The organism is Nitrosovibrio sp. Nv6 (assembly GCF_900110495.1).
Lineage (GTDB): Bacteria > Pseudomonadota > Gammaproteobacteria > Burkholderiales > Nitrosomonadaceae > Nitrosospira.
In genome coordinates this window covers 511059-524510 of record NZ_FODX01000001.1, presented here as the reverse complement: position 1 = coordinate 524510, position 13452 = coordinate 511059, and the positions used below count along the sequence as shown (strand labels likewise).

General features: G+C 53.2%; 11 protein-coding genes. 3 read left to right on the top strand and 8 right to left on the bottom strand.

Features of this window, described 5'->3' with window-relative positions; genetic code table 11:
• Positions 1-62: 62 nt before the first annotated feature.
• Positions 63-1508 (top strand): threonine synthase, encoded by a 1446-nt coding sequence (thrC, locus tag BMX66_RS02560; protein WP_090878070.1) that lies wholly within the window; start codon positions 63-65, stop codon positions 1506-1508.
• A 161-nt stretch (positions 1509-1669) separates the two neighbouring features.
• Here thrC and BMX66_RS02555 read toward each other — a convergent pair whose 3' ends face one another.
• From BMX66_RS02555 to nadC, 8 genes are all read right to left on the bottom strand, one after another.
• Complete coding sequence (locus tag BMX66_RS02555) at positions 1670-2446, bottom strand: gamma-glutamyl-gamma-aminobutyrate hydrolase family protein (protein WP_090878068.1); 777 nt, start codon at positions 2444-2446, stop codon at positions 1670-1672.
• 196 nt (positions 2447-2642) lie between these two features.
• Positions 2643-3758, bottom strand: a complete 1116-nt coding sequence (locus BMX66_RS02550) for a YbdK family carboxylate-amine ligase (RefSeq protein WP_090878066.1) — start codon at positions 3756-3758, stop codon at positions 2643-2645.
• Entirely contained in the window at positions 3755-4963 is a 1209-nt protein-coding gene (locus BMX66_RS02545; protein WP_090878064.1) for a cation:proton antiporter, read from the bottom strand. The genes BMX66_RS02550 and BMX66_RS02545 overlap by 4 nt, the downstream gene beginning before the upstream one ends.
• 558 nt (positions 4964-5521) lie before the next feature.
• On the bottom strand, positions 5522-6241 hold the full coding sequence (locus BMX66_RS02540) for a hypothetical protein (RefSeq protein WP_090878062.1): 720 nt from the start codon (positions 6239-6241) through the stop codon (positions 5522-5524).
• A 277-nt stretch (positions 6242-6518) separates the two neighbouring features.
• The gene (locus tag BMX66_RS02535) at positions 6519-6722 is read right to left on the bottom strand and encodes a cold-shock protein (RefSeq protein ID WP_090878060.1); all 204 of its coding nucleotides are present in this window, start codon (positions 6720-6722) and stop codon (positions 6519-6521) included.
• Between the two features lie 166 nt (positions 6723-6888).
• Positions 6889-7044 (bottom strand): CNNM domain-containing protein, encoded by a 156-nt coding sequence (locus BMX66_RS02530; RefSeq protein ID WP_090878057.1) that lies wholly within the window; start codon positions 7042-7044, stop codon positions 6889-6891.
• Positions 7045-7279: 235 nt separating this feature from the next.
• Complete coding sequence (locus tag BMX66_RS02525; RefSeq protein ID WP_255398773.1) at positions 7280-8026, bottom strand: hypothetical protein; 747 nt, start codon at positions 8024-8026, stop codon at positions 7280-7282.
• A gap of 181 nt (positions 8027-8207) precedes the next feature.
• Positions 8208-9059: a carboxylating nicotinate-nucleotide diphosphorylase gene (gene nadC / locus BMX66_RS02520; protein ID WP_199679259.1), complete on the bottom strand. Its 852-nt coding sequence runs from the start codon at positions 9057-9059 to the stop codon at positions 8208-8210.
• 77 nt (positions 9060-9136) lie between these two features.
• On the opposite strand from nadC, the gene BMX66_RS02515 reads away from it, so the two are divergent.
• Together BMX66_RS02515 and clpB are read left to right on the top strand one after the other, a co-directional pair.
• Positions 9137-10612 (top strand): FMN-binding glutamate synthase family protein, encoded by a 1476-nt coding sequence (locus BMX66_RS02515; protein WP_090878053.1) that lies wholly within the window; start codon positions 9137-9139, stop codon positions 10610-10612.
• A 202-nt stretch (positions 10613-10814) separates the two neighbouring features.
• Positions 10815-13424: an ATP-dependent chaperone ClpB gene (gene clpB / locus BMX66_RS02510; RefSeq protein WP_090878050.1), complete on the top strand. Its 2610-nt coding sequence runs from the start codon at positions 10815-10817 to the stop codon at positions 13422-13424.
• Positions 13425-13452 lie beyond the last annotated feature (28 nt).

Sequence of the window (13452 nt, the reverse complement as noted above, 5' to 3'; positions counted from 1 at the left end):
AGTTTAGCTCGGGGCTCCAGTTTTTATAAGAGAGCGTTCAGCTTTTTTTTCTGGTAAATACAATGCGTTATATTTCTACTCGCGGCGGCATGCCGCCAAAAAAGTTTTCCAGGATTCTTCTGGGTGGGCTCGCACCGGACGGCGGGCTGGCAATGCCCGAGACCTATCCGGAGATTGATTTTGCCGAACTGGAAAAACTGCGCGGCCTGAGTTATCAGGAACTCGCGTACGAGATTATTTCGCGATTCACAGACGATATTCCTGTCGCTGATCTGCGCGGCATCATTGCGCGGACTTATACCGCGGAATCATTTCAAAGCGAGGAAATAACACCGCTTAAAACTTTGGAGCCGGGACTGCACATTCTGGGATTGTCGAATGGCCCGACGCTGGCATTCAAGGATATTGCCATGCAATTGTTGGGCAATTTGTTCGAGTATGTCCTTGAAAAATCAGGGGAGTATCTGAACATTCTGGGGGCGACTTCTGGCGATACCGGGCCCAGCGCGGAATATGCCATGCGCGGCAAGCGCGGCATTCGCGTGTTCATGCTTTCACCGCAAGGAAAGATGAGCCGATTCCAGACAGCGCAAATGTATTCCCTGCAAGACCCGAACATTTTCAATATTGCCGTCCGCGGCGTGTTCGATGATTGCCAGGACATTGTAAAGGCAGTCAGCAACGATTATGCCTTCAAGCAAAAATACCGCATAGGCACGGTCAATTCAATAAACTGGGCACGGATCGTTGCGCAAATCGTCTATTATTTCAAAGGCTATTTTGAAGCTACCGGTTCTAGCAGCGAGCAGGTGTCCTTTGCCGTGCCATCGGGGAATTTTGGCAATATCTGCGCGGGCCACGTTGCTCGCATGATGGGGTTGCCCATCAGAAAATTGATACTGGCGACCAACGAAAATGATGTTCTGGATGAGTTTTTCAGGACAGGTTGTTATCGGCCTCGCGCCACTTCGGAAACGCTGCATACCAGCAGTCCGTCGATGGACATTTCCAAAGCATCCAACTTCGAGCGTTTCATTTTTGATTTGACGGGACGGGATGCGGCCAAGGTGAAAGAATTGTGGCGGGCGGTGGAAAGAGGTGGGGGCGGGGGAGCGGAAGCGGATCGCGTCCAGGACGGTGCTTTCGATCTTGCCGGTACACCCTTGTGGGAAAGGGTAAAGGAATTCGGACTTGTGTCGGGAACGAGTAACCACGCCGAACGCATCGCCACCATACGCCGGATTCATGAACAATACGGCGTTCTGGTGGATCCGCATACTGCCGATGGGTTGAAAGTGGGACTGGAACATCGCGAAGCAGGCGTACCGCTAATCTGTCTGGAAACCGCGTTGCCCATCAAGTTTTCCGAGAGCATTATCGAGGCCATAGGCCATGCGCCGGCGCGTCCCGCCGGGTATGAGAATATTGAAAACATGCCGCAGCGGTATGTGGTCATGAATGCGGATGCCGATGCGGTCAAGGCATTCATTGCCGAGCAGGCCGAATAGAGGAATCTTTGAACAAACGCTCTGGAGAGTATCATTTGCTGCGCTTCACCTTCTCTTGCCATCGTCTCCATGAAATCGTCATTCCCGCTTTCGCGGGAGCGACGATTTGGAGGCTGACCTGAGATAAAAACACCGCGGTTAAAGTGATGCCGTCGGCTTGGTCACATGCGCTGCTTTTCAGCAGCGGCAAGAAAATCGTCCAGTATGGGTCCCGAATCGAGCAGGTCGGTGGCGCCGCCATGAAACTCGGGATGCCACTGGAACGCGGTCACATAGCATTCCCCCCGCATACGTATTGCCTCGATAATGCCATCAACGTCGGAAATCGCCTCGACGACCGAATCACGCCCCAGTCGCTTGATTGCCTGATGATGAATGCTGTTGACGAGACGTTGATAATTCTCGCCGTACAGCTTCGCCAGCCGCGAATTTTCCTCAATTAGAACGGTATGCCGGTGCTGATCGTACAGGATGTCGTCTACATGCAGGATTGCGTGCGGGTGTTCGGTAGCAATATCCTGATAAAGGGTGCCGCCCAGCGCCACATTGATAAGTTGTAATCCACGGCAAATGCCCAGTACGGGTTTTCCCTGCACGACACATTCCCAAAAGAGTTCCATTTCGTACAGGTCACGTACCCGGTCCCCGGACCATTCCGGCCGCGTTGGGGTTTCACCGTAAGAAATGGGGCTGACATCCGCGCCACCTTGGAGTACGAGCCCATCGATTTCCCTGACATAGTCGCTTATACGCACATGAGAACGCTCGACCCCACCGGTTTCTATGGCCGGCAGCATGAAAGCCAGAGCCCGGCGGCGCATGATCCAGTGGGCGACCGTCTGCTCAAGGTACTGTAACGTCTTTTTCGGGAAGCCCAATCCCGCTGGAGGAGTATGCAGTATGCGTGGCGACAATCCGATGCGTAACGGGCGCGTCATTTAGGGTCTGAATAGAGTACATAACGAATATCAAGAATAATTAGATTATCGCCGCTCGGCTGTGTTCTCCGTTACATATAAATAAATATGTGCCTCCTCAAGTCCCTGCTTCACGCAAATGGAGCTGTTGAAGTTTCTGCTACGTCCTGGTTTCCGCGGGCAACAATGGAATCATATCAGTATGGCCTGAAAACCCTCATTTTCCCATCCACAACTCGGCCTGCAGTTGCATCACATCCGCGAGATTGTGCTCACGCGCATAAGCCTGGCGCAACCAGCTTGTGCCGTTACCTGCAATAAGGATGTCGCGGATGCGCTCCATTGCTTCGACCGCGTGCAGCTCTCGGGCGTGGTCGGCAATGCGCCCCAACATATCGGTTATATCCTCGCGGATGCTGCGCTGTTCGTGCGTGCGGGGGTCGATGAAAACCCCTTCAAGTCCAAAACGGCAGGCCTGGAAACGGTTGAATGTGTAAACCAGATAATCGTCCTCTTCTGGCGCCACGCGCTGCTCCACCATGATGTAACGAGACATTGCCTGGATATAGCAGGCAATGGAAGCGGCAATTTCAACAGTAAGAGGCGTATCGCATACCCGGACCTCGATAGTGCCGAACTCGGGTTTGGGGCGAATATCCCAGTAGAAATCTTTCATTGTTTCGACCACCCCGGTGCCTGTCATTTTGCCGAAAAACCGTTCGAAGTCGTCCCAGCACAGCACGAATGGCGCTCTTCCGCTCAGCGGGAAGGAAAACACGGAATTCAAGCGCGCTGAAGCGAACCCCGTATCATGTCCTTGCACGAAGGGCGAGCTGGCCGATAAGGCAATAAAGTGGGGGACGTAGCGTGACAGCATATGCATCAGGTGAAGCGCCTCATCCGGTCCGGGGCAGCCGATGTGGACATGCTGACCAAATATGGTGAACTGTTTCGCCAGGTAGCCATACAGCTCCGACAGATGATGAAAGCGCGGCGCATCGAAAATTTTCTGCTCGCTCCAATGCTGGAATGGATGAGTGCCGCCGCCGGCTACCGCGACATTGAGAAAGCGTCCCGCATCGCGAACAACATCGCGCAATGCACGCAATTCCTCCACCAGCCCGCTGTATTCCTGCTTCACCGAAGTGTTGATTTCGATCATGCTGCGTGTCATTTCCGGCTTAATTTCGCCCGGATGGGCCCGTTTTTCAACCCGGCGCAGTATATCGGGGGCAGAGGAAGACAGGTTATAGTCATTACAGCTGAGCAGCTGCAACTCAAGCTCTACCCCAATACTCAAGGGGCGGGACGGGGCGAAGGGCATCAGGCTCATGTTTTTTTGTCCGGGGTTTCTCCGGCTATCTGTAAGGCCTTTTGCACGACAATCGGTCCCACAAGCTCAAGAATTACGATACAGCTCATCAGTACCAGCCCCAGCCCCGAGCCGAAGTCGGGAAAAGTCGCCGCAGTGTCCAGCGTCAGCAAGAGTGCCACACTCGACATAGGTACAAGCGCAAGGCCCAGTGCCATGGCCTGCCGCACGCCAATCCCACTGTAATGTGCCAACGCCAGCACGGAAAGCAGTTTGGCGATAGTGCGTACCGCGATGACCAGCAACACCAGTAGCAGACTATAACGCAGCCCATTGAGGTCCCCCGCCAGACCATTGGCGATGAACATCAGTACTACCAGGACGGCGCCGGCAGAACCAAAATGTGGCGGAAAAGTCCGTGTACGCTTTCGCTGGTAACGTGTAACAAGGCCCGCCACCAGAAGTACCAGGACCGGACTGAGCTTAAGCGTGGAAGCCATGATAGTCGCAAATGCGATCATGCCAAACAGAACAAAAGAAAAAGTTTCCTCGTGATGTCCCAGGTAATGGTGGATTCGCTCGAAGGTAATACCGAACAGCCATGCCAGTAATGCCGAACCACCGAGGAGGTAGATCGGCTGCAACGCCGTATGGATGAAGCTGACGCCGGTTTGCCCATGCATCGCCGCCATAGCAAGCTTGTGAAAGATAACGGCGTAGATACAATTAAGCGCGGTCATGAGCAGAAGCCGATCCGTAACCTGGCCCTGCGCGCGTGACTCAGTTACCGTGCGCACTACAATTGCGGGCGAGGTGGCGATTGCAATTGCCGCGACAACCGCCGCGGTGACAGCCGCGACATCAAACCATGTCAACAGCAAAAACACGACAACAAAGGTTGCAACAGTCTCAAGCAAGCTGGTGCCCGCAATCCAGGGATTGGCTTTAAGCCAACGCAGATTTACCTTGCTTCCCAATTCGAACAACAGAATGCCGAGCGCCAGATCAACTACCAGCCGCCATTCGGTGGCAGGCAGTTGGGGAATCAGGCCCAGCCCGCCAGGGCCCAGCAATACGCCTATACCGATATAACCGACAATGCGCGGCAGCCTCAGCTGGCGCACCAGTACTTCACCCACAAGTACGGCGACCACGAGTGTGAGCGCAAGCCAGAGTGCCGGGCTGATCTCAAGCGGCCAGACAGGAAGATAGGCGGACCAGGTCATGGGAAATCGCGGAGGAACAGCGAAAATGTGGCTGTCCCGATAGTTATCGACGTTATTTTCAGATGCATCCGGTCTCCTTCAGGATGAAATACGGATGTTCAGGTCTGTAACTGGAAGTTTACGGACCCCAACTGGACTACAGAAAGTACTCGCCAGTTCGGTGGGGTTACTGGATTAATCCGGAAGAGATGCCGCGATTATAAACCATGAATGGAAAGTGGGAAGCGCTGACAGCGATTGCTGTACTACAAGCAGTACCGGGGAAGATCCATGAGCCGAACGATTGGGCTGCAGGAGCGCGCCACTCGAGCGAATAAACATGCAGAAATAGTGTCTTGATTCGCGTCCCTGTGCGCTCGGATGCCTGCGCGAAGCTTCTTCACCTCCGAAATAAGTTCTTCGCAGGACATGGATTCAAATGAAACTTACATAAACACAGCAGACCAGAATGTAAGCTCAATCGCTTTTATAGGTATTGACCGAGCTTACCCTGTTGAAGGGCCGCAGCTTTATCTCTGAAAAACGCATTTCAACTCTGGCCTCTGCTATTTACCCATATCACAAGTAAGCCCGGGAGGTTGAAACACTTACCGCAGCTCCCATCCCGATCAGTATGAGTAGCCAGGTCGCGGGCTCAGACACAGGAAAAACATTGAACTCGCCGAAGTTGCTAAAAGTGAACTGAGGATATGGCGAGGGCAGCCTTGCAACCCGGTCATCGAAAATTACTTGAACGCTATGATCGTTATGGGTATGACTGCCGATGCTGTGTTGCGCATCTTTGCCGAGGAGCGTGCGAAGCAAATCCGAAGCGAGCAGATAGCCCGTATTGTTTACCGCGATATCGAGCCATGCTCTGTTAAGAGTGGTTCCGTCTGGTTGCCTGTCGTTCACGCTCTCAAAAAACACGCCCGGCTGTATCCCTAGCCATAATTGTCCATCCGAAGCCCGGTCGTAAGCATCGGGTGCGGAAGGATCAAAGTTTTTGCTAGAGCCTTGTCCCACATATAGATTGAAAGAGTCTCCCGGCAATAAGCCAAATTCCAGATGGCTGAAATCAGCTGAGTTGCCGGTGAGGGAGAAGCGAAAATGACTTGTTATCTCCTTGTCTGCCAGTTGACTTGAGAAATCAACTCCGCTTGTGGCGCCCCGAATCTGATTGATGGAAACAACGCCCTCGAATATGTCACCTGCATCAGGCAGATTATTCTCATTCGTATCAATGAAGCGTTCCTGTCCGGCATAGGTAAAGCGCGTGATTTCACCAGCCGGGAGCATGATAAGCGGTATTGCGAAGCATACGCTGGACACTCCAACAAGACCCAACGCACAAACGCAACTAGCAAATAATTGACCTGCTGCCCGTACCATGTCATTTCCACTAGAAAAGATTATGTTCTGATTTAGCTAAGCCAAAATCACAGAATCAAGTCTATTAGATAGACCGGGGGACGCATCAAACACTGGCACCACCCATAGGGAACGCGGATTATGGTGTGAGAGGCAATACGTAATGGACTACAGGTTCGTACGGTTTATCCACCAGCATGAAATCTTACGCAGATTGAATGTTTGATGCTTGCTTGCCCTTTGGACCCTGCGTAACCTCAAACGTTACTTTTTGACCTTCTTTGAGCGTCTTGAACCCGGACATGCCGATTGCGGAGAAGTGCGCGAATAAATCCTCACTGCCGTCATCAGGGGTAATGAAGCCAAAGCCTTTTGAATCATTGAACCATTTTACTGTGCCAATTGCCATTTTTGCTTCCTATATATATCAGTTAAAAAAAGAGGCTACCGTTTTCAACGGGTGATGCATTGTGGCAATCTTTAGGCGAGGAATATGTGCGCTACCGTACCTACGGTAAGGCCGCAAGGCCATCTTTTCAGTGTTCCCCGCCGGCTTCAATCAATGACTCTACAACTTATCTCCGACGCAGCGCAGGATACAAGGTAGCGCCGCTATCACCTACTTGGGCCAGATTCTGAAGCTGGGCTCGGCGTGCGGTAATCAAAGCAATTTCCGACATGGCAAAAATGCCATTGAGAATGATGAGAGCAAACAGTATGGTTATTTCCATGAGTTATATGTTCGCTGGGCGCTGGTATATATCCCTGGTCAAAATTTAAAAGGCAGGTTCCTGTGAGTAACCCGGCCTGATGAGTGGAGAGAAGTTCGTGGGGTATTTGGTGAGGAAGGCTTTCCACAGCGCGGGGAGCCGCGTTCGTTATATTGCCAAGGGGAGGAATTGATGTGTCGATGAATAGTGACACGTTCTATCGAATATATCTCGATGAAAACATTTCACGCAAGCCTTAAAAAGTATATATAAAGCGAGACGCCAACAACCAGTCTGTTTTCCTGTTATCCAGACGCGCCGGGCCTCCGCCTATCTGCACCGCTTTATTAGAACTGAAGCTGTAATGAAGCTGGGGTGTTAATCGATAACGCCATCGCTTGTGCTCGTGGATCTCGTTATTCATTTCTACTCCGAGCGTTAAACTACGGGAAAAATGATAGAAAAGATTATTATTTATCAATGCAACGATATCCTCTCGCTTTCCGAAATCGGCCCACCTGATACCAAGCATGTTCACAGTGCTCCACTTGCCAGAAATCCGGACTCCGTTCAAATAGAGGATATCTGCCGAATAAACGTTTTCTTGCCTGCCATAGCGGCCAAGTGCTTGCCAACCATGAATCATTCGGCCGTTGAGTAACTTGCCAAAAGTGCCCTGTAAACCGAATTTGTATTCTTCTAATGATAAGTTCTCGAATGGCAGTTCCAACTCAACCGCGTATCCATCAGCAAATGCGTATTCAATTTCTGGAGCCCATGCGAGCCGGCCCGTCTGGGAAGATCCGGTCATTAATGTATTGACCTCGAGTTCTCCTCTGGGCGAACCCAGCGGCCTCACCAAATCAAACACCAGAGGCTCAGGTATACCCAACTCTTCGCTACTGAGTACTGCATCGTTTGGTTCCGCATAGGCGTTGCCTGCCAGGCCACACCCAGAAAGTACGCCCAATAGCATAATGAGGTAATGAAAATTTTTTCCCATTCCGGAATCTCGAGGCTTACTTTTTTGACTGAATCTCTTGCCCGCGCATTGAACTTATATGATTCATGGCAACAATCTGGCCGACCACCAGCCAGTCGAACCGTATACGGATCGCGGCGGGATGCAGCTTTACTGAGAGCGTAGACGTTATGAGCGGCGGTCGGTTTCGCTTGTTTGCGAGCTACGTGTTTGTGGAAAACCGCATCGATAAATCCACCGCCTTTATATCCTTGGTGAGGCTGCCGATGGAAATCCGGTCTACGCCGGTTTTCGCTACCGCACGGACGTTCTCCAGCGTGATTCCTCCGGATGCTTCAAGTTTCGCGTCTTTGTTGGTCAATCGCGCATTCAGTATGACCGCCTCGCATAATGAATTGAAATCGAAGTTATCCAGCAGAATCAGTTTCGCTCCAGCGTCCAGCGCGATGCGCAGATCATCCAGTGTTTCCACTTCGATCTGAACGAACACGCCAGGGGGTGCAATCTTCTTTGCGGCGTTCAACGCCGGCCTGATGCCGCCGGCGGCGATAATATGATTCTCCTTGATGAGTATGCCGTCGTATAAGCCGAAACGATGGTTTACGCCGCCCCCGCATTTGACCGCGTATTTTTGAGCCATCCGTAACCCCGGCAGCGTCTTGCGGGTATCGACGATCACCGCGCCGGTTCCCGCCACCGCGTTCACATAGCGCCGGGTTTGCGTTGCAACCGCCGACAGCAACTGCAGGAAGTTCAGCGCGGTACGTTCCCCGGTGAGAAGCGCACGGGCGTTTCCGGTTATTTCGCAGAGCTGCTGCCCAGCAGTTATGGCTTCGCCATCCTTCGCAAGCCAGCGCACGTCGGTGTGCGGTGACAATTGCCAGAAACAGATGTCAAACCACTGAGTTCCACATAAGACCATATCCTGGCGGCTGACGACACTGGCGGTGGCGATTCCAGCAGCAGGAATCAGAAGCGCGGTAAGGTCGCCCGTGCCCGTGTCTTCGGCCAGCGCCTGGTTGACGTTATTTTTGATCTCTATTTCCAGATTCATGAACTTATCGTAAAACATTCTTATTATGTTTACTGGGATGATGGAGTATTTTAGCTGAATGCGATAGTGGAGGCGGCATGTCTGATGCACTGAAGGTTATTTCCTACGGTTTTGGCACGATACTTGGCTTGATCCTGCTCGGGATCATCGTGTTCTGGTTCATCCAGGATGTAACCCAGAAGAAGCATTCTATCCTGCGTAATTATCCAGTCGTTGGACGTCTGCGATTTTTCCTGGAGAAACAGGGAGAATATTTCCGGCAGTACTTCTTTTCCAGCGATCGGGACGAAATGCCGTTTAATCGCGCCACCCGGTCCTGGGTATACAGGAATGCAAAAAACGAGGGCGGCATGGTCGGTTTCGGCTCGACCAATGATCTGCGTGAGCCCGGCTCGATCATTTTCGTCAATGTCGCTTTTCCGGTATTGGAGAGCGGCCGGTTGCCGACCCCATCGCTGATAATCGGCGACGGTTATTGCGAGCATCCGTTCCATGCGAGATCCATAATCAATATCAGCGGCATGAGCTACGGGGCAATCTCGGCGCCCGCTGTGCGTGCGCTGTCGCTCGGTGCGGCGGAGGCGGGATGCTGGTTGAATACGGGGGAGGGAGGGCTTTCGCCTTATCATCTGGAAGGTAGCTGCGACATCGTTATGCAAATCGGTACTGCGAAGTATGGCATTCGCGACCAAGCCGGCAATTTTTCACCGGATCGGGCAAAGGAACTCGCCAAGGTAGTCAAGGCATTTGAAATAAAACTCTCCCAGGGTGCGAAACCAGGCAAGGGCGGATTGCTGCTCGGCGTCAAGGTGACCAATGAAATTGCAGCTATCCGGGGTATTCCCGCTCACCATGATTCCATCAGCCCCAATCGCCATCATGACATCGGCAATGTGGATGAATTGCTCGACAAGATTGCCTATGTCCGGGAACTGACAGGGCGCCCGGTGGGAGTGAAGGCTGCCATTGGCGGCTGGCGCTTTGTCAACGACTTATGCGACGCCGTGAACCGCCGGGGTTTTGAATATGCCCCGGATTTTCTCACTATTGATGGGGGCGAAGGCGGCAGCGGGGCTGCGCCCCAGACCCTGCTCGACCACATGAGCCTGCCTATTGCCGAAGCATTGCCGCGAGTGGTGGATTCGTTGCTTCAATCCGGCTTGAAAGACAGGATACGCGTAGTTGCAGCGGGTAAGCTGGTGACGTCGGCGAGGGCGGCATGGGCGCTTTGCGCGGGCGCGGATTTTGTCAATACTGCACGCGGTTTCATGTTCTCGCTCGGCTGTATCCAGGCCATGCGCTGCCACGCCAACACCTGTCCTACCGGCATTACCACCCACAATAAACGCTTGCAGCGCGGGCTCGTGGTGAGGGAAAAATACCTGCGAGTTGCAAATTATGCCAAAAACATGAACAGGGAGATCGACATGATCGCCTACTCCTGCGGACTGCACCATGCGCGTCAATTGAGGCGTGAGCATGTACGCATCGTTGAAACCGCGGGCAAAAGCGTAGCGCTCAATATGTTGTACCCCTATCCGGAGGTGTCTTAACGTTGGATTTGGCGCGGGGCGTATGATTCGCGCCGCTGTGCCAGTTTGAAATTTAGCTCCTCTTCATACGGTGTAATGCGCTGTACTTATTACACCCTACATCTTTACTCTCACCTGAAGGGTTGGGCGCGTGGGTGGTCATCTTGAAAATTCAGCCGTCTCCCACATATAAGAGTCATTCAGAACCCATCGAGGAGTTCCCATGCGTTTCGATAAGTTAACCACTAAATTCCAGCAGGCGCTGGCCGATGCGCAGAGCATTGCCGTGGGCCAGGACCATCCCTACGTTGAACCACAGCATCTGCTGCTTGCGCTATTGCAGCAGGAGGACAGCGGCACGATTTCGTTGTTGCAACGCGCTGGCGCGAATGTTCCGCCCTTGCGCGAAGCATTGAAGAAAGCGATAGAGCGTTTCCCCAAGGTGGAAGGTACCGGGGGCGAAATCAACGCCTCACGCGAGTTGGGAAATTTGCTCAATGTCGCGGATAAGGAAGCGCAGAAACGGGGCGACCAGTTCATTGCATCGGAAATGTTCCTGGTGGCGGCGCTTCAGGATAAAGGTGAAACCGGCAATCTGCTCAGGCAGCACGGCGCGAATCGCGCTGCGCTGGAACAGGCTATCAGTGAGGTGCGGGGAGGAGAGAATGTGGGCAGCGCGGAAGCGGAGGGCAGCCGTGAAGCCCTCAAAAAATATACGCTTGATCTTACCGAACGGGCGCGGATGGGCAAGCTCGACCCCGTAATCGGACGCGATGACGAAATCCGCCGAACCATCCAGGTATTGCAGCGGCGCACCAAGAATAATCCGGTTTTGATCGGCGAGCCGGGCGTGGGCAAGACCGCTATCGTTGAAGGTCTGGCGCAGCGGATTGTCAAGGGTGAAGTGCCGGAAACCCTGAAGGACAAAAAAGTGCTTTCGCTCGATATGGCTGCCTTGCTGGCAGGGGCTAAATATCGCGGCGAATTCGAGGAACGCCTGAAATCCGTTCTGAAAGAGATTGCGCAAAATGAAGGACGTATTATTGTTTTTATTGACGAGCTTCATACTATGGTGGGCGCGGGGAAGGCGGAAGGCGCTATTGATGCGGGAAACATGCTCAAACCCGCGCTGGCCCGCGGCGAGTTGCATTGCGTAGGCGCGACCACGCTGAATGAATATCGCAAATATGTCGAGAAGGATGCGGCGCTCGAGCGGCGTTTCCAGAAGGTGCTGGTGGACGAGCCTACCATGGAAGCCACCATCGCCATTCTGCGTGGATTACAGGAAAAATACGAGCTGCATCACGGTGTCGATATCACTGACCCGGCCATTGTAGCCGCTGCCGAACTGTCTCATCGTTATATAACCGACCGTTTCCTGCCTGACAAGGCCATTGATCTGATCGATGAGGCAGCGGCGCGAATTCGCATGGAAATCGACTCCAAGCCTGAAGTGATGGACCGGTTGGACCGGCGTCTCATCCAGCTCAAGATCGAACGCGAGGCGGTCAGGAAGGAAAAGGACGAAGCCTCGCAGAAGCGCTTGGGCTTGCTGGAAGATGAAATAGCGAAGCTCGAGCGTGAATACGCCGACCTGGAAGAAATCTGGAAAACCGAGAAATCGCAGGTGCAGGGTTCGCAGCACATCAAGGAGGAGATGGAGAAGGTCAAGCTGGAAATGGAAGCGGCGACACGCAAAGGCGACTGGCAGAAAGTTTCGGAACTGCAATACGGCCGTATTCCCCAACTGGAAGCGCAATTGCAGGCACAACTCAGCAATCAGGATCGGCAGAACGAAATGGCGGGGCAAGGCGCTGGCGAGAACAGGCCGAAGCTGCTCCGCACACAGGTGGGCGCGGAAGAAATTGCCGAGGTGGTTTCCCGCGCGACCGGCATTCCCGTATCGAAAATGATGCAGGGGGAGCGCGAGAAGCTCTTGCAGATGGAACAGAAGCTGCACGAGCGGGTGGTGGGACAGGATGAGGCGGTGCGCCTCGTATCCGATGCGATACGCCGTTCGAGAGCAGGACTGGCCGATCCCAACCGTCCTTACGGTTCGTTTTTATTCCTGGGACCCACCGGTGTGGGCAAAACGGAGCTATGCAAGACGTTGGCCGGCTTTCTGTTTGATTCGGAAGAACATCTGATTCGCATTGATATGTCGGAGTTCATGGAAAAACATTCGGTTGCGCGATTGATCGGAGCGCCGCCGGGTTATGTCGGCTACGAGGAAGGCGGCTACCTGACTGAAGCGGTGCGCAGAAAGCCTTATTCCGTGATTCTGCTGGATGAAGTCGAAAAGGCCCATCCCGATGTGTTCAACGTTCTGCTGCAGGTGCTGGACGACGGCCGCATGACCGATGGGCAGGGGCGCACGGTGGATTTCAAGAACACTGTCGTTGTCATGACCTCCAATCTCGGTTCGCAAATGATCCAGCAAATGGCGGGCGATGATTATCAGGTGATCAAGCTGGCGGTGATGGGGGAGGTAAAAGCCTATTTCCGCCCTGAGTTCATCAATCGCATTGATGAGGTCGTGGTATTCCATGCGCTGTCCGACAAACACATCCAATCCATAGCCAGGATACAGTTGCAATACCTGGAAGCGCGGCTGGCGAAACTGCAGATGAATCTGGAAGTAACCGATGCCGCATTGGCGGAACTTGCCCAGGCTGGTTTCGATCCGGTTTTCGGGGCCCGACCGTTGAAGCGTGCAATTCAGGCGCAAATCGAGAACCCCCTCGCAAAGGAGATACTCGAAGGCCGCTTCGGCGCAAAAGACACCATCGCCGTCGATTGCAGAAATGGCGCGATGGTATTTTCGAAATCATGACCACGGGGAGGATCGCTTGTGGAACCAG